This is a genomic window from Pseudomonas sp. C6002 (genome assembly GCF_013385805.1).
GTDB lineage: Bacteria > Pseudomonadota > Gammaproteobacteria > Pseudomonadales > Pseudomonadaceae > Aquipseudomonas.
In genome coordinates this window covers 44,663-61,470 of record NZ_JACAPH010000013.1, presented here as the reverse complement: position 1 = coordinate 61,470, position 16,808 = coordinate 44,663, and the positions used below count along the sequence as shown (strand labels likewise).

Annotated in this window: 14 protein-coding genes; 11 read left to right on the top strand and 3 right to left on the bottom strand. The window is 56.8% G+C overall.

Annotation, left to right across the window (positions count from 1 at the left end):
* From asnB to HX817_RS07765, 9 genes are all read left to right on the top strand, one after another.
* The gene (gene asnB, locus HX817_RS07805) at nt 1-1,929 is read left to right on the top strand and encodes an asparagine synthase (glutamine-hydrolyzing) (protein WP_177040072.1); all 1,929 of its coding nucleotides are present in this window, start codon (nt 1-3) and stop codon (nt 1,927-1,929) included.
* Nucleotides 1,930-2,028: 99 nt separating this feature from the next.
* Nucleotides 2,029-4,173 carry a bi-domain-containing oxidoreductase gene (locus HX817_RS07800; protein WP_032899671.1) on the top strand — a complete coding sequence of 715 codons (2,145 nt, stop codon included), beginning with the start codon at nt 2,029-2,031 and terminating at the stop codon, nt 4,171-4,173.
* 281 nt (nt 4,174-4,454) lie between these two features.
* On the top strand, nt 4,455-5,999 hold the full coding sequence (locus HX817_RS07795) for a heparinase II/III-family protein (protein ID WP_371136004.1): 1,545 nt from the start codon (nt 4,455-4,457) through the stop codon (nt 5,997-5,999).
* A gap of 2 nt (nt 6,000-6,001) precedes the next feature.
* On the top strand, nt 6,002-7,219 hold the full coding sequence (locus tag HX817_RS07790) for a glycosyltransferase family 4 protein (protein WP_177008088.1): 1,218 nt from the start codon (nt 6,002-6,004) through the stop codon (nt 7,217-7,219).
* Complete coding sequence (locus tag HX817_RS07785; RefSeq protein WP_177008087.1) at nt 7,216-7,812, top strand: sugar transferase; 597 nt, start codon at nt 7,216-7,218, stop codon at nt 7,810-7,812. The genes HX817_RS07790 and HX817_RS07785 overlap by 4 nt, the downstream gene beginning before the upstream one ends.
* Entirely contained in the window at nt 7,809-8,435 is a 627-nt protein-coding gene (locus tag HX817_RS07780; protein WP_177008086.1) for an acetyltransferase, read from the top strand. Before HX817_RS07785 ends, HX817_RS07780 begins: the two co-directional genes overlap by 4 nt.
* Nucleotides 8,436-8,534: 99 nt before the next feature.
* Nucleotides 8,535-9,713, top strand: a complete 1,179-nt coding sequence (locus tag HX817_RS07775) for a DegT/DnrJ/EryC1/StrS aminotransferase family protein (protein WP_177008085.1) — start codon at nt 8,535-8,537, stop codon at nt 9,711-9,713.
* Nucleotides 9,714-9,877: 164 nt separating this feature from the next.
* Nucleotides 9,878-11,872, top strand: coding sequence for a nucleoside-diphosphate sugar epimerase/dehydratase (locus tag HX817_RS07770; protein ID WP_177040071.1), 1,995 nt, complete (start codon nt 9,878-9,880; stop codon nt 11,870-11,872).
* Nucleotides 11,873-11,983: 111 nt separating this feature from the next.
* Complete coding sequence (locus tag HX817_RS07765; protein ID WP_008437725.1) at nt 11,984-12,316, top strand: ComEA family DNA-binding protein; 333 nt, start codon at nt 11,984-11,986, stop codon at nt 12,314-12,316.
* A gap of 28 nt (nt 12,317-12,344) precedes the next feature.
* On the opposite strand, the gene HX817_RS07760 is transcribed toward HX817_RS07765, so the two are convergent.
* The 3 genes from HX817_RS07760 to eat all read right to left on the bottom strand — a co-directional run bounded on the left by HX817_RS07760 (nt 12,345) and on the right by eat (nt 14,665).
* Nucleotides 12,345-12,923 (bottom strand): TetR/AcrR family transcriptional regulator, encoded by a 579-nt coding sequence (locus tag HX817_RS07760; protein ID WP_177019484.1) that lies wholly within the window; start codon nt 12,921-12,923, stop codon nt 12,345-12,347.
* A 99-nt stretch (nt 12,924-13,022) separates the two neighbouring features.
* On the bottom strand, nt 13,023-13,190 hold the full coding sequence (locus HX817_RS07755) for a DUF2897 family protein (RefSeq protein ID WP_008437727.1): 168 nt from the start codon (nt 13,188-13,190) through the stop codon (nt 13,023-13,025).
* 110 nt (nt 13,191-13,300) lie between these two features.
* Nucleotides 13,301-14,665 (bottom strand): ethanolamine permease, encoded by a 1,365-nt coding sequence (eat, locus tag HX817_RS07750; protein ID WP_003218757.1) that lies wholly within the window; start codon nt 14,663-14,665, stop codon nt 13,301-13,303.
* 343 nt (nt 14,666-15,008) lie between these two features.
* Between eat and kdpF the strand changes: the two genes are divergently transcribed.
* Nucleotides 15,009-15,098: a K(+)-transporting ATPase subunit F gene (gene kdpF / locus HX817_RS07745; RefSeq protein ID WP_003218754.1), complete on the top strand. Its 90-nt coding sequence runs from the start codon at nt 15,009-15,011 to the stop codon at nt 15,096-15,098.
* 9 nt (nt 15,099-15,107) lie between these two features.
* Nucleotides 15,108-16,802 (top strand): potassium-transporting ATPase subunit KdpA, encoded by a 1,695-nt coding sequence (gene kdpA / locus HX817_RS07740; protein WP_003218753.1) that lies wholly within the window; start codon nt 15,108-15,110, stop codon nt 16,800-16,802.
* Nucleotides 16,803-16,808: the final 6 nt, after the last annotated feature.

Below are 16,808 nucleotides of genomic sequence, written 5' to 3'. Positions count from 1 at the left end.
ATGTGCGGAATTTTGGGCTACATTCACAACGGAACGCGGGAATCTATTGACTTCTCTTCAGCGCTTTCGTTTATTCGACGTCGTGGGCCTGATGATCAAGGCGTCTGGGCCGATACCGACGTTGGTGTATGGTTGGGCCAGGTGCGCCTTTCCATTCTCGATACCACTTCCGCCGGTCACCAACCCATGGTCTCCGCCGATGGGCGAGTGGTCATGGTGTTTAACGGTGAAATCTATAACTTTCGGGAGTTAAGGGCTCATCTCGAAGCGGCGGGTGATCATTTTTCCAGCCAGTCCGACTCCGAAGTATTGCTCGCACTGTTCTGTCGTTATGGGATTGAGTGTTTAAACCGCTTGAACGGGATTTTCGCGGTCGTATTCTGGGAACGCGACACTGAAACGCTTTGGGTGGCTCGAGATCAGATGGGCGTCAAACCCCTCTATATCCATTCCAGTGATGGTTGTTTTGCATTTTCAAGTGAAATGAAGGGCTTGATCCGAGGCGGCTTCAGTAAAACTGAAATCGACCCGCAAGCCGTACTCGCGCACCTTGGTTTTCTCTGGTCGCCGGGTGATCGGACGATCGTGCGGGATATCAAAAAGGTTTTACCTGGCCAAGCGTTATGCGTCCGTAATGGGCATATCGAGAAGAGCTGGTTTTACTACGAACTGCCGATTTCCGAGAAACCCCTGACAAAAACGGTTGCTGATGTCGCTGTTGATGTCGCCGATGCCGTCAGGACTGCCGTCCAGCGTCAGTTGGTGTCCGACGTACCCTTGGGCTCATTCTTGTCAGGCGGCTTGGACTCCAGTGCCATCGTCGCGTTTGCAGCGCAGGAAATGCGTGATAAGGGGCGGTTGCAGTGCTTCAGTATCCGAGTAGACAACGGCTCCACTGCGAACGAGGGGTTCGCCGATGACCTTCCGTACGCACAGCGCGTTGCCAAGCATCTGGATGTCGACCTGCATGTCGTAGGCGTCGGCGATGAGATGATGGATCGTCTGCCTGAAATGGTTTATCTGCTCGATGAACCTACGCCGGATCCGGCGGCGCTGAATGCGTTGTTCATCTCGGAACTGGCAAGCCAGAACGGCATCAAGGTTCTGCTGTCGGGTGCCGGGGGAGATGATATTTTCACGGGCTATCGTCGTCATTTCGCGTTGGCGCAAGAGCGTTGGTGGGGCGGAATGCCTCGACCGCTGCGTTCGGTTTTGGCCAGCAGTTCAAACCTGCTTCCTGCATCCTCTCCGCTGTCTCGTCGTCTCGGGAAGGCTTTTCGCTATGCGGACTTGCCTGCTGATGATCGCTTGATCAGTTATTTCCTCTGGCTTGAACCTGAACAGGCGTATGGCCTGTTGGCGCCAGACTTGCGACGCCAGCTGGCGGCCAATGATTTGTTTGCGCCGATGCGAGAAACACTTTCGCGGCTGCCTTCGGATGCCACGCCCCTTGATAAAATGCTCACCCTGGAGTGCAAGCATTTTCTCACCGATCACAATCTCAACTACACCGACAAGATGGGTATGGCGACGGGCGTTGAAGTGCGTGTGCCGCTGCTGGATCTTGACCTGGTCCGCCTGGCTGGCTCACTGCCATCGGATATCAAGCAAAAAGGCCGGGAAGGGAAATGGATTTTCAAGAAGGCCATGGAACCCTATCTGCCTCACGACGTCATCTACCGGCCCAAGACGGGCTTCGGCGTACCGCTTCGCAACTGGTTGCAAGGACGCCTGAAGCCTTTGGTCGATGAGGTGCTTTCTCCTGCATCCCTGCTGAAAAGGGGGATATTCGATCCCAAGGCGGTGGCGCATCTGATCGAAGCAGATCGTTCAGGCCGGATAGACGCTGCTTATACGTTGTTCGGCATCGTTTGCATGGAACTCTGGTGCAAACAGTATCTGGACGGCGATTTCGCCCTCGACGGTTGAGTGGGCGGCGACGCCACGGCCTTATCCGATGGTAGGATACATAGCTCTATACAAGTTTCTCAGTGATGAGTGAATTTTTAACTTTATTGGTGTGAATGCATGAAGCAGGTTGTTCAGAACATGGCTAGCGGTGAGACGTCATTGGTTAATGCACCCGCTCCCGCCGTTCGTAGTGGCACGCTAAAGATCCATACAACCAATACGCTGATTTCTGCTGGCACGGAACGCATGCTGGTAGGGTTTGGCCGTGCCAACTGGTTGGAAAAAGCTCGCCAGCAACCTGACAAGGTCCGCATGGTTCTGCAAAAGGTCCAGACCGATGGCTTGGCGACAACGGTGGAAGCCGTTCGCTCGAAGCTTGCGCAGCCGTTGCCGCTTGGATACTGCAACGTGGGTGTTGTGGGTGCCGTGGGCAATGATGTGTCCGGGTTCAAGCCGGGCGACCGTGTGGTTTCCAATGGTCCTCATGCCGATATCGTTGTTGTTCCCAAGAATCTGTGTGCCTTGATTCCGGACTCGGTCAGCGACGAAGCCGCTTCGTTTACCGTGCTTGCCAGCATCGGCTTGCAGGGCATTCGTCTGGCTCAGCCGACATTGGGTGAAACCTTTGTAGTCACCGGCGTAGGCCTGATCGGACTGATGACGGTCCAGCTCCTGCGGGCTCAAGGCTGCCGGGTACTTGCCGTTGACTTCGATGAGCAAAAGCTGGCATTGGCTCGCAGTTATGGCGCCGAAACCTGCAACCCCGGCAAGGGCGAAGATGTTGTTTCGGCGGGAATGACATTCAGCCGCGGAAGAGGGGTGGATGGCGTCATCATTACGGCGTCGACCAAGTCGTCCGACCCGGTCACCCAGGCGGCACACATGTGCCGTAAGCGTGGGCGCATTGTTCTGGTAGGGGTAACCGGGCTTGAGTTGAGTCGAGCCGACTTCTATGAGAAGGAACTGACATTCCAGGTTTCATGTTCTTACGGGCCCGGGCGCTACGATCCGAGTTACGAAGATCAAGGCAACGACTTCCCGATAGGTTTCGTTCGCTGGACTGAGCAGCGCAACTTCGAAGCCGTCCTGGACATGCTCGCCAGCGGCCAATTGGAGGTCAACTCGTTGATCTCCCATCGGGTTGCATTCGAAGACGCCGCGGATGCCTATCAGACGCTTACGACGGATAATTCGGCGCTGGGCATCATTCTTCAGTACACCTCGGAAGAGACCGAGCGAAACATCAAGGAAGTGGTGCTGGCACCTGGTGCGGTAGCCAGTTTCGACCCGGTCAAACCCGTGGTGGGCTTCATCGGTGCAGGAAACTATGCATCAAGAATGCTGATACCGGCATTCAAGGCCGCGGGGGCTCAGTTCCATACGATTGTGACTGCCGGTGGCATCAACGGTGTAATACACGGCAGCAAGGCCGGATTTGCACAAGCCTCGACTGATATCAGTGCGATGCTTGGCGAGAGCACGATCAACACTGTTGCAATTGTCACCCGGCACGACAGCCATGCCCGTTTTGTCGCGCAAGCGCTGGAGGCGGGTAAACATGTGTTCGTCGAAAAGCCATTGGCCATTGAAGCCCAGGATCTGGCAACGGTTGAAGAGGCCTATCGAAAGGCTGTCGAACAAGGGCTCAAGCCACATTTGATGGTGGGGTTCAATCGACGCTTTTCGCCGCAGGTGCAAAAGATGAAGGCGTTGCTCTCGGCTGTAAAAGAGCCCAAGTCTTTCATCATGACGATGAATGCCGGAGCGATTCCCGCAAATCACTGGACCCAGGACCCGTCAGTCGGCGGTGGGCGCATTATTGGCGAAGCGTGTCATTTCATCGACCTGATGCGTTTTCTCGCGGGCAGCAAAATTGTTTCGATCCAGGCCCGCAGAATGGGCGATACGCCTGCTGTTGCCATTACGGAAGATAAAGCGGCGATCACCCTGGGGTTTGAGGATGGCTCTTTCGGCACCATCCTCTATCTGGCCAATGGCGCTTCAAGCTTTCCAAAAGAGCGAGTTGAAGTTTTCGCTGCCGGACGCGTCCTGCAACTGGATAACTTCCGCAAGTTGAAGGGTTTCGGCTGGCCGGGCTTCAGCAAGCTGAATCTCTGGAAACAGAACAAGGGGCAAAGCGAGTGCGCTGCAGCTTTCCTGGCAGCGGTGCAAAACGGGGCGGTCACGCCGATCACTTCCGATGAGATTTTCGAAGTGGCGCGCGTGAGCATTGAAGTTGCCCGGATTCTGCGCGAGCAATGAGCCTTCTTCTTGTTAAAGCCAAAACTGCGATAGCTCTCGGTTTTGGCAATCTGGCGCGTGCATTGACGTATCGGCTCGGGGTCAAGACTGGCTTGAACCCGGTCCGACGCCTTCGGGCTGAAATTCCTCAAGGCCCGTTTTTTGCGGAAAGTGCGAGGCAGGCCGGCTCGTTGCCATGTGCGTCCCAATGGGATTCCCAGGTCCGGTATTTCGGGTTCTGGGAGTGCCCGGTATCGGACGCACCCCCTGACTGGCATTTGAATCCGCTGAATGGAGTTCGAGTGCCTGATCCCGGCCGGGAATGGTGGCGGATTCCTGATTTTGATGCCGCTGTCGGTGATATCAAGAATATCTGGGAAGCTTCGCGATTTGACTGGACGTTGGTCTTTGCCCAGAAGTCCTGTGTTGGCGGGTCTTCAGGGACGGCGCAGTTAAACGGTTGGTTGACGGATTGGTGTGTCAACAATCCTCCCTATTGCGGTCCGAACTGGAAGTGCGGTCAGGAGGCGTCCATTCGTGTCCTGCACCTGGCGATGAGTTCGGTCATTGTCGAACAGTTTGCCAACCCGTTGCCGGGGCTTGTGGATCTGGTCCGACTGCACCTCAAGCGTATCGAGCCGACGCTGAGCTATGCGATGGCTCAGGACAATAACCACGGGACTTCCGAGGCGGCTGCACTTTTTGTCGGCGGCAGTTGGTTGACCTCAAGCGGTTGCCCCGAGGGCGAACGCTGGCAGCGATTGGGGCGCAAATGGCTCGAAAACCGGGCCGCTCGGCTGATCGAGCAAGATGGCAGTTTCAGCCAGTACTCCGTCAATTATCATCGGGTGATGCTCGACACATTTTCCATGGTTGAAATCTGGAGAAACAAGCTGGGGCTCCCGGCGTTCTCCGCCACGTTCCAACTCAGGGCTCGCACAGCCGCGCATTGGTTATTTTCGTTGGTCGACGAGCACACTGGAGATGCTCCGAACATTGGCGCAAATGATGGTGCCCGGCTGCTGCCACTGACGGATACGGACTATCGCGACTTCAGGCCTTCGGTCCAGTTGTCCATGGCGTTGTTTGCCGGAAAGAGAGCCTATGAGGCGGCAGGTGAATGGGATTTGCCACTGCAATGGCTGCTGCTGCCCGGCCCATCGGCGGTAGCGGAGCGTCCAGGTAGCCAGCTGTTTGATCAGGGTGGTTATGCATTGTTGCGGCGTGAACAAACCTTCGCTGTATTGCGCTACCCGCGCTTCCGGTTTCGCCCCAGCCAGGCCGATGCCCTGCATGTGGATCTATGGCGTGCAGGCATTAACCTGCTCCGGGATGCAGGTACCTTCAGCTACAACACCTCTGCCCAGTGGCTGAGTTATTTTCCGGGTACCGCCAGCCACAACACCCTTCAATTTGATGGGCGAGACCAGATGCCGAGGCTCAGCCGGTTTCTGTTCGGGGAGTGGTTGCGTACGCGCCAGGTCGAAAGCCTGGTTGAGCAGGCTGGAACAAGCGCCTGCGGCGCCACGTATATCGACGGTAACGGCGTCCGTCATAAGCGGCATGTGAGCCTGAGCGACACCGGCATGCTGGTCAGGGATGAATTTAGCGGATTCAAGGATCGTGCAGTTCTACGCTGGCGTTTGCAGCCGGGGGACTGGCGGCTTGAGGGCGACGTCCTGACCAACGGCTCCCATCGATTGTCGGTTGCAGGCAGCATGCCTATCGTGCGACGAGCGCTCGTCCAGGGTTGGGAGTCTCGTTACTACTTACAAAAAACTGAAGTGCCGGTGCTTGAGGTTGAGGTGACTTCGGCGGGCGTTTTGACTACGGAGTATCACTGGTAGACATGAAAGTCCTTTATTTTCATCAGCATTTTTCTACTCCGAAAGGAGCGACCGGTATCCGGTCCTATGAGATGGCCCGCCGCCTGGTTGCCAGGGGGCATCAGGTGACGATGGTCTGCGGCAGCTACGGTGGTGGCCAAACGGGGCTGGAAAGCCCTTTCGTTGGTGGAAAACGCAAAGGTACCGTCGACGGTATCGAGATCATCGAATTTGACCTGGCGTACTCCAACAGCGATGGCCTGTTCGTTCGAGCGCTCAGCTTTTTAAAGTTTGCAGTGCGCAGTATCGGTATTGCGCTAACCGAGCGTTACGACCTGGTCTTTGCGACCACGACGCCATTGACAGCCGGTATCCCCGGGATATTCGCCCGGTGGTTTCGCAATAAGCCGTTTGTATTTGAGGTCCGGGATCTCTGGCCCGAGCTGCCGAAAGCGATGGGCGTCATTCGTAATCCGGTAATCCTTGCCGCCATGTCTTTTCTTGAGTGGGCAAGTTATCGCTCGGCTCACCGGGTCATTGGATTGTCTCCAGGTATTGTGGATGGAATTGCGCACCGCGGTGTGGCGCGTGATCGAATCGAAATGATCCCAAACGGTTGTGACCTTGATATTTTCAACACGCCTGCTGAGCCATGGTTGCCGGCTGGAGTGGATAAAAGCCATCTGGTAGCGGTTTTCGCGGGTACTCATGGAGTGGCCAACAAGCTGGACGCGGTGCTCGATGCGGCTCGAGAGCTTAAACTGCGTAAGCGCGATGATATCCGGCTGGTTTTGATCGGGCAGGGCAAGCTCAAGCCCGCGCTTCAGAAGCGTGCAGCGGAAGAGCAGCTGGACAATGTGATATTTCATGACCCGGTGAACAAGGCCCGGTTGTCCGGTTTGATGGCCAGCGCGGACCTGGGGCTGCAGATATTGGCAAACGTACCGGCCTTTTACTACGGAACGTCGCCTAACAAGTTTTTCGACTATATCGCGTCAGGGTTGCCTGTTTTAAATAACTACCCGGGCTGGCTCGCCGAGATGATTTCCACCGAGAACTGCGGTTTTGTCGTACCTCCAGATGATGCTGCGCTTTTCGCAGATGCGTTGATACAGGCGGCAGATGATCGTGACGAGCTGCGGGCGAAGGGCGCACGAGGCAGAGAATTGGCGGTCAGAGAGTTTGACCGACGTAAATTGGCTGACCGGTTTGTGGATTGGCTGGAGGGTGTTGCCAGATGATCAAGCGTGGTTTTGATTTATTTGCGTCGTTGCTTGGACTAATTCTGCTTTCTCCGGTCATAGCAGTAATTGCCTGGAACATTCGCAAGAAATTGGGATCTCCCGTTCTCTTTCGTCAGGTTCGACCAGGTCGGAATGGCAAACCGTTCGAAATGATCAAGTTCCGTACGATGCGTGATGCTCATGACGCAAACGGTGAGCCTTTGCCAGACTCCCAGCGCATGACAGCCTTTGGCAGTTTTCTGCGATCCAGCAGCCTGGATGAATTGCCTGAGTTGTGGAATGTGGTCAAGGGCGATATGAGCCTGGTGGGCCCGCGACCGTTGCTGATGGAATACCTGCCTCTCTACAGCGCCGAACAATATCGTCGCCATGAGGTTCGCCCTGGCGTCAGCGGCTGGGCACAGGTCAACGGGCGCAACGCAATAGGCTGGGAAGAAAAGTTCAAGCTGGACACCTGGTATGTCGATAATCAGTCTTTTTGGCTGGATATGAAGGTGATTTTCCTGACGATCAAGAAAGTTCTGGTGCGTGACGGTATCAGTGCCGAAGGCGAAGCTACAGCATCGAAGTTCACGGGCTCCAAGCCATGAGCCGCCTTGCGGTGCTGGGTGCAAGCGGCCATGGCAAAGTCGTCGCGGATACGGCCGAATGCTGCGGTTGGGACACGATTGAATTCTTTGATGACGCCTGGCCCGGTTTGCTTCGAAATGGTGCCTGGAGCGTCGTAGGCAACACCGAGAGACTGTTGGCGGCTGTGCATGAATATGACGGTGTGTTGGTGGCGATCGGCAATAATCGGGTTCGCCAGGCAAAACTGGACCAGCTGAAGGCGGCAGGCGCTACGCTGGTAACGCTGCGCCATCCGGATTCAACCGTCAGCCGGTATGCCACGCTTGGTGAGGGGTCGGTGGTGTTTGCTGGCGCGGTGGTAAACGCCGATGCCAAAGTTGGCAGGGGCGCTATTCTCAATACGGGCAGCAGTGTCGACCACGATTGTCTATTGGGGTCGTGTGTGCACATCAGCCCCGGCGCCCGGCTTGCAGGGGGCGTCTGCGTACAGGATCTGAGCTGGATTGGCATAGGTGCCTGCATACGACAACTCGTGAGCATCGGTTCACAGGTCATGGTTGGTGCGGGTGCCGTAGTTGTCAGAGACGTGCCAGACAAGGTTACGGTCGCCGGAGTGCCGGCCAGGTTATTGGACGGCTCTTGAAAAGTCGTCGCCGCGCGAACAGCGGATTGAGCGAATTGCAACGGGGCTCGTAGTGACGAGTCTTTCATATTTTCGAATGAAAACTGACGGGTACTGGTTGTGTTGAATTCACCATTTTCTCCTTGGCCTTCTTTTACTGAAGAGGAAGCTGACGCCGTACGTGATGTGATTCTGTCCAATAAGGTCAACTACTGGACCGGTACACAGGGGCGTGAGTTTGAGAAGGAGTTCGCTGCATGGGCGGGCACCGAATACGCCATCGGCCTGGCTAACGGAACGGTTGCCCTGGACCTTGCCTTGAAGGCGTTGGGTATCGGTGCTGGCGATGAAGTGATTGTCACCTCACGCACGTTTCTTGCTTCCGTCTCGAGCATTGTGAATGCCGGGGCTGTTCCGGTTTTCGCCGATGTGGATCGCGATTCGCAAAACTTCAGCGCGCAGACTATCCGCGCTGTACTGACTCCTCGCACCCGGGCCGTAATCTGTGTGCATTTGGCTGGCTGGCCTTGCGATATGGATCCGATCATGGCCCTGGCCGAGGAATTCGACCTTAAAGTGATCGAAGATTGTGCCCAGGCCCATGGCGCCCGTTACAAGGGGCGCCCGGTGGGGTCAATTGGCCATATCTCTGCCTGGTCCTTTTGTCAGGACAAGATCATGACCACAGGTGGCGAGGGCGGAATGGTCACAACCAACGATCGTAAGTTGTGGTCGGACATGTGGTCGTTCAAGGATCATGGCAAAAGCTGGGAAGCTGTCTACGAACGTAACCATCCTCCTGGTTTTCGCTGGTTGCATGAAAGCTTCGGTACGAACTGGAGAATGCTCGAGGTTCAGGCCGTCATCGGTCGGATTCAGCTCAAGCGCATGACCGATTGGCAGGCCAGCCGGCTGGCGAATGCCGGGCAGATATGGGAGTGCGCCAGCCAACTCAAAGGCTTGCGTGTGCCAATCATGCCTGAGGGCAGTGTTCACGCGGCGTATAAGTGCTACGTGTTTGTCGAGCCTCAGGCTCTCAAGGCCGGATGGGATCGTGATCGTATTCTGGCGGAGATTTCGGCACGAGACGTTCCGGTATTTTCCGGTTCCTGCTCCGAGGTCTATCTGGAGAAGGCGTTTGACAATACTGGCTGGCGTCCGGCGAGCCGGTTGCCGGTAGCACGGGAGCTCGGCGAAACAAGTGTAATGTTTCTCGTGCACCCGACGTTGACGCAGCATGAGATCGACAAGACATGCTCGGTGCTCAAGACCGTTATGCAGTTGGCTACCGAAGAGTAATCAGTTAGACAGTCAGGAATGCCCGTCTTTGTTTGCAACGCAGAAGGATTTGAGCTGCGGGCCAGTCAAATGGAATTTTCCATCATCATGGTATGAAGTCCCTTGGAATCATCCATGGTGGTGGCGGATGTACTTTAGGAGTAACAGAGGTGTTTCAAGGCGTTATGGATAAGTTGAGAACCTTATTACTGGGTTTAACGCGGCGGCAGAAACGTGCCTTCCAGGTAGTGACCGACGTTTTTCTTGTCTGGTTTGCCCTTTGGATGGCCTTTGTCGTTCGTTTGGGGATTGATGAGCTGATCAATCCTTTCACTGAATACCTATGGCTATTCCTGAGCGCCACGGTCATCGCTATTCCGCTGTTTGTACGGTTTGGTATGTACCGTGCAGTCATGCGCTATTTTGGAAACGATGCGCTGATCGCAATTATCAAGGCCGTCAGCCTGTCATCGTTGATTCTCGCGCTGGTTGTTTACTGGAGCGGCAACCATCAGTTGTTTGTTCCACGCTCGGTCATCTTCAATTACTGGTGGTTGAGCATGGTCATGATCGGGGGGCTACGCCTCGCGATGCGCCAGTATTTCCTGGGAGACTGGTTCGCGGCTGCGCAACATGTTCCTTTTACCAATCGAGATGATGGACTGCCGAAGGTGGCCATCTATGGTGCGGGGGCAGCCGGTAATCAATTGGTTGCTGCATTGCGCATGGGGAGGCTGTTGCGTCCTGTCGCCTTTATTGATGATGACAGCAGCATTGCCGATCGTGTGATTTCAGGCTTGCATGTCTATAAGCCAAAGCATATCCAGCAGATGGTTGACGTCACCGGTGCCCAGCAGATTCTTCTCGCCATTCCGTCTGCCAATCGTGGGCGCCGCCGGGAGATATTGACCTTCCTGGAGGGGTTCGCACTCCATGTGCAAAGCGTGCCCGGTTTTATGGATTTGGCCAGCGGGCGAGTGAAAGTCGATGATATCCAGGAAGTTGATATTGCTGACTTGTTGGGCCGTGACTCTGTCCCTCCTCAGGACGAGCTGCTTGAACATTGCATCAAGGAGCAGTCGGTTCTTATAACCGGGGCGGGCGGTTCAATCGGGTCTGAGCTTTGCCGGCAGATTCTCACGCTGCAACCCACGACACTGCTGTTGTATGAGCATAGCGAGTTCAATCTCTACAGCATCCTGCAAGAACTTGAGCAGCGAATCGTGCGTGAGTCGCTTTCAGTTAAGTTATTGCCAATCCTGGGTTCTGTGCGCAATCAGGAAAAGCTCTTTGACGTCATGAAAACCTGGCGCGTGAACACGGTCTACCATGCGGCGGCTTACAAGCATGTACCGATGGTCGAGCATAATATTGCTGAAGGCGTGCTGAATAATGTGATGGGCACACTGAGCGCCGCGCAAGCCTCTTTACGCGCCAATGTGGCGAACTTCGTGCTGATTTCTACTGATAAGGCGGTGCGTCCCACCAATGTAATGGGAAGCACCAAGCGTCTCGCAGAAATGACACTGCAGGCGCTCAGCAGTGAAATTGCTCCGGTGCTATTCGGTGAGACTTCGAATGTTTCCCGTGTGAACAAGACCCGCTTTACCATGGTGCGGTTCGGCAATGTGCTGGGCTCATCAGGATCAGTGATCCCGTTGTTCCACAAGCAAATCAAATCCGGTGGCCCGCTGACGGTTACGCACCCCAAGATTACCCGGTATTTCATGAGCATCCCTGAAGCCGCTCAATTGGTTATCCAGGCGGGCTCCATGGGGCTGGGCGGTGACGTATTTGTTCTGGATATGGGCGAGCCGGTGAAAATCGTCGAGCTGGCCGAGAAGATGGTGCACCTTTCCGGCTTGAGTATTCGCTCTGATAAAAATCTTCAAGGTGACATCTCCATTGAGTTTACGGGGCTGCGTCCCGGCGAAAAACTTTATGAGGAACTGTTGATCGGCGACAACGTAGTCACGACGCCGCACCCGATGATTATGAGTGCCAATGAAGACTACTTGCCCTGGGAGGTGTTGAAGGCCCGTTTAACGGAGCTGCTCAGCGCCGTTGAACAGGATGACTACACGCGTGTGCGTCAGCTGCTGCGCGAAACGGTCAGCGGCTATTCCCCGGACGGTGAAATCGTCGACTGGATCTACCAGCAGCGTCGTCTTGAGCCCTGAGCTCACACCCTGTAACTCACCCATTTTTGACTCTCCCCAAACATCGCCTAAGTTTGAAAAGCAGCTTCGGAAAAGCTGCTTTTCCCTTATCGATGTCATGGAGTGTCACCTATGCGTAAAGCTTATTTCTCATCCTTTGTCTTTGCCTTTCTTGCCAGCCTCTCCCTAGCCACTACTGCCGCACCTTCCACCAAACCCGAAACGCCAACCTCCATTTCCACACAAATGACCAAGGTCGACCACACCACCAAGGTCAGCCTCAACTCCGCAGACGCCGAAACCCTGCGCCGGGACCTCTTCGGCATTGGCGCAGCCAAAGCCAAGGCCATCGTCGCTTACCGCGAAACCAACGGGCCCTTCACTGCGATAGATGAGTTGCTGGAAGTAAAAGGTATCGGCAAGGCATTGCTGGAGAAGAACCGCGACAGGCTTGAGGTCAATTGAACATCTGAAAAGCAGGCGAGGAGGCCGGTCATTGACCGGCTTTCTTCTGGCCGCAGAACCCCGCTTTCAAGCTCCCCCGCACCACATCAAGAATCCGCGTGGCCAATTCGGCGCTCTCCACACTTCTTGCCAACACCAACGCTCCCACCAGCGTCGACATCAGCACAAGGCCCTGTTCGCGGGCATTCGGGCTCTCGAGGGCGGCTTCGACCTGCTTGAGCCGGGCGTTAAGCACCTCATCCGTCGTCCTGCTGTTCTGCCCGCGCAACCCCAGCTCGGAAGACATCGTGGGCAGCGGGCACCCCTCATGAGGTGATGTCTGATGCCATTGCGACAGGTAGCTATCAATGAACGCGTCCAACGGTCGCTGTTGGCTGAACAGCTTTTTGCAATGTTCATCCAGTTGAGCTGCGGCCTCTTGCAACGCCTTTTCCACCAACTCGTCCTTTGACCTGAAGTGCGCGTAAAACCCGCCATGCGTCAGGTTCAGCGACTTCATCAGCGGCTGCAGGCCGGTCGCACCAATGCCGTCGCGGCGAAAGCGTACCGAGGCCTCCTTGATGATGCGCCGGTGGGTTTGGGCTTTGTGGTCTTGTGAATAGCGCATGGGAAGGCCTCCGAAACATCAGGCCATATTAACCAAGCTTGGCGGGGCATACGCGGGTGTTTACAAAATTGTGCGGCTCAACGGGGAGCCGCTTCAGTCTCAGCGATCCTGCGCATCCTTGGCGTCCGCTTGGGCATTGCGTTCTGCCACGCGCTTACGTTGTTCATCAGTCAATTCAACCTTGTTGGCGCTGTCTCGCAGCATCAACAAACCACCGACGATCGAACCGATCGCGACCACTAAAATCAACCAGGCATACCACGGCATAGGGCTCTCCTTGAGGCAGCAAACCGTGGGGAAATTTCCCACGGTAATGACTGCTTTGAGTAACGGGCTTTCTTAGTAGTTCATTGTAGGCCCGTTCTGCCCCGGTAGCCTTACAGCCCGGTCAACATAGCGTCCGCCGGTGCATCGGCGCGGTCTTGCGCGGTCAGTTGGAAGTACACAAAACCCACCACCATGAAGCCCAGGAAGATCAGCCCGATCAGCGCGTTGAACCACGCCATGGCCACCAGGCAGACCACGGCCAGTACCAGCGCAATCCCCGGCACGATTGGATAGCCCGGGGCGCGGAAGGTCCGCTCCAGCAGTGGCTCGGTCTTGCGCAGTTTGAACAGGCTGAGCATGCTCATGATGTACATGACGATGGCACCGAACACCGCCATGGTGATCATCGCGGCGGTCAGGGTCATGCCGCCCAGGTTGATCAGCCCGTCGCTGTAGATGGCGGCGATGCCGACGATGCCGCCGGCGATGATTGCCCGGTGCGGCGTCTGGAAGCGCGACAGTTTGGCGAGGAAGGAGGGCAGGTAGCCCGCGCGCGCCAGGGCGAAGAATTGGCGGGAGTAACCCAGGATGATCCCGTGGAAGCTGGCCACCAGGCCGAACAGGCCGATCCACACCAGCATGTGCAGCCAGCCCGAGCTGTCGCCGACCACGGTTTTCATCGCCTGGGGCAGCGGGTCGTTGATGTTCGACAGGGTGCGCCAGTCACCCACGCCACCGGCAAAGAACATCACGCCCATGGCCAGAATCACCAGGGTGAGGATGCCGCTGATGTAGGCCTTTGGAATAGTGCGCTTGGGATCTTTCGCCTCTTCGGCCGCCATGGCGGCGCCTTCGATGGCGAGGAAGAACCAGATGGCAAAGGGTATGGCCGCAAACATTCCGGCGATCGCCGGTGCGCCGAAGGTGTCGGAGCCGGCCCAGCCGTTGAGGGCGAAGTTGCTGAAGCTGAAGGCGGGAGCGACCACGCCCATGAACACCAGCAACTCGGCCACGGCAAGCACGCAGACCACCAATTCAAAGGTGGCGGCGAGCTTCACCCCGAGGATGTTCAGGCCCATGAACACAATGTAGGCGCCGACGGCCGCATGTTTCGGATCGAGGGCCGGAAACTGCACGTTCAGGTATGCGCCGATGGCCAGGGCGATCGCGGGTGGGGCGAAGACGAACTCGATCAGCGTCGCCAGCCCGGCAATCAAGCCACCTTTCTCGCCGAACGCCCGGCGGCTGTAGGCAAAAGGGCCGCCAGCATGAGGAATCGCGGTGGTCAGCTCGGTGAAACTGAATATAAAGCAGGTGTACATGGCGGCGACCATCAACGAGGTCACCAGGAAGCCCAATGTTCCCGCCACGCCCCAGCCATAGCTCCAGCCGAAATACTCTCCGGAAATCACCAGCCCGACTGCGATGCCCCACAAATGCAGAGTGCCCAAGGTGGGTTTGAGTTGTGTGTTCATCGTGTAGCGCTCCCTGAACGGTTTGGAATGTTTCAGGGCATTGCAGCGGACATGCCATTAACCAAAGCCGTGTCGTAAAGGCGCCGAACTGTCGCCGAGGGAACGGTTTGGCGTTTGAATCATTTCAAGCGCTGCACCAGATAAGGGCGTTGGTGTCTGGTCTGACGCTATCGCGGGCAAGCCCGGCTCCCACATTTGAAGTGCATACCCCCGTAAACCCCGCATAAACCCACTCTTTACGCCGTCTTTACGCCCCACCCATACCGTCGCTCTCGTTCCTTTACGCCACTCCTGCGGACAATCCTCCTACACGCGGCAGTCGCCGCACGACGGAGAAACTTCCATGAGCGTTCTGGACGGGGTGTCACTGCTGTTGGCTGTGGCGCTGTTCATTTATCTGCTGGTTGCGCTGTTACGCGCGGATCGGAACTAGGAGCAGGCTATGCACAGTTATGACTATTGGCTGATCATCGCCTTCTTTGCCTTGGTGCTGATTCCGGCACCGGCCCTGGGGCGGTTCTACTACAAGGTAATGGAAGGGCAGCGAACCTGGCTCACGCCGGTGTTCGGCCCGGTCGAGCGCGTGTGCTATCGCCTTTCGGGTGTCGATGCGGACCAGGAACAGAGCTGGCAGAAATACGCGCTGGCGTTGCTGGCGTTCAACCTTGCCGGTTTCGTGCTGCTGTTCGCGATCCTGCTGTTCCAGGAATACCTGCCGCTGAACCCGCAGAAATTGCCGGGTCAGGAATGGACCCTGGCGTTCAACACCGCCATCAGTTTCATGACCAACACCAACTGGCAGAACTACAGCGGTGAAGCGTCCCTGAGCTACCTCAGTCAGATGGTCGGCCTCACCGTGCAGAACTTCGTCAGTGCCGCCACCGGCCTCGCCGTACTGGTCGCGTTGTGCCGTGGGATCGGTCGCAAATCCACCAAGACTTTGGGCAACTTCTGGGTCGACATGACTCGCGCCACGCTCTACGGCCTGTTGCCGTTGTGCCTGGTGTTCGCGTTGTTCCTGGTCTGGCAGGGCGTGCCACAAACCTTCGCTCACTATGTGAACGCGGTCACCATGCAGGGCGTTGACCAGGTCATCCCACTGGGCCCGGCTGCCAGCCAGATTGCGATCAAGCAACTGGGCACCAACGGTGGTGGCTTCTTCGGCGTCAACTCGGCGCATCCGTTCGAAGACCCGACTGCCTGGGCCAACCTGTTTGAGCTGGGCGCGATCATCCTGATTCCGGTGGCGCTGGTGTTCACCTTTGGCCACTACGTGAAAGACCTGCGTCAGAGCCGGGCGATCCTCGGTTGCATGCTGGCCCTGTTCATCATCGGCGGTGCTACCGCGATGTGGGCCGAGTACCAACCCAACCCGGCGCTGAACAACCCGGCGGTTGAACAGGCCGCGCCGCAGGAAGGTAAAGAAGCGCGCTTCGGCACCACTGGCACCGTGTTGTGGTCGGTGGCGACCACCGCCGCGTCCAACGGTTCGGTCAACGGTATGCAAGACAGCCTCAACCCCCTGAGCGGGATGGTGTCGCTGGTCAACATGATGGTCGGCGAAGTGATCTTCGGCGGCGTCGGCGCCGGCATGTACGGCATGTTGCTCAACGTGTTGATCGCGGTGTTCCTCGCCGGTTTGATGATTGGCCGTACACCGGAATACCTCGGCAAGAAACTCCAGGCCAAGGAAGTGCAGTTGCTGGTCGTGACCTTGCTGGTGATGCCGGTCGGCACCCTGGTACTCGGTGCCATCGCCGCCAGCCTGCCTGGCCCGGCCGGTGCCATCAGTAACCCTGGCCCCCACGGTTTCAGCCAGTTGCTGTACGCCTACACCTCGGCCAGTGCCAACAACGGTTCGGCGTTCGGCGGCTTCAGTGCCAACACCGCGTTCCACAACCTGATGTTGAGCCTGTCGATGTTGCTTGGTCGCTTCGGTTACATCCTCCCGGTACTGGCCCTGGCCGGCAGCCTGGCGATGAAGAAGACCGCACCGATTGGCCAGAACAGCTTCCCGACCCACGGCCCGCTGTTCGTGACCCTGTTGACCGTGACCATTTTGCTGGTGGGCGGCCTGACCTTCCTGCCGACGCTGGCACTTGGGCCTATCGCTGAACATCTGAGCATGGGCTTCTAAGGGGAT

Excerpts from the sequence above, each read along its gene's own strand:
- HX817_RS07755 (WP_008437727.1), bottom strand. The coding sequence starts at position 13,190 with ATGCCGTGGTATGCCTGGTTGATTTTAGTGGTCGCGATCGGTTCGATC.
- HX817_RS07790 (WP_177008088.1), top strand. The coding sequence starts at position 6,002 with ATGAAAGTCCTTTATTTTCATCAGCATTTTTCTACTCCGAAAGGAGCG.
- kdpA (WP_003218753.1), top strand. The coding sequence starts at position 15,108 with ATGCACAGTTATGACTATTGGCTGATCATCGCCTTCTTTGCCTTGGTG.
- eat (WP_003218757.1), bottom strand. The coding sequence starts at position 14,665 with ATGAACACACAACTCAAACCCACCTTGGGCACTCTGCATTTGTGGGGC.
- HX817_RS07760 (WP_177019484.1), bottom strand. The coding sequence starts at position 12,923 with ATGCGCTATTCACAAGACCACAAAGCCCAAACCCACCGGCGCATCATC.
- HX817_RS07770 (WP_177040071.1), top strand. The coding sequence starts at position 9,878 with ATGGATAAGTTGAGAACCTTATTACTGGGTTTAACGCGGCGGCAGAAA.
- HX817_RS07765 (WP_008437725.1), top strand. The coding sequence starts at position 11,984 with ATGCGTAAAGCTTATTTCTCATCCTTTGTCTTTGCCTTTCTTGCCAGC.
- kdpF (WP_003218754.1), top strand. The coding sequence starts at position 15,009 with ATGAGCGTTCTGGACGGGGTGTCACTGCTGTTGGCTGTGGCGCTGTTC.
- HX817_RS07800 (WP_032899671.1), top strand. The coding sequence starts at position 2,029 with ATGAAGCAGGTTGTTCAGAACATGGCTAGCGGTGAGACGTCATTGGTT.
- asnB (WP_177040072.1), top strand. The coding sequence starts at position 1 with ATGTGCGGAATTTTGGGCTACATTCACAACGGAACGCGGGAATCTATT.
- HX817_RS07780 (WP_177008086.1), top strand. The coding sequence starts at position 7,809 with ATGAGCCGCCTTGCGGTGCTGGGTGCAAGCGGCCATGGCAAAGTCGTC.
- HX817_RS07785 (WP_177008087.1), top strand. The coding sequence starts at position 7,216 with ATGATCAAGCGTGGTTTTGATTTATTTGCGTCGTTGCTTGGACTAATT.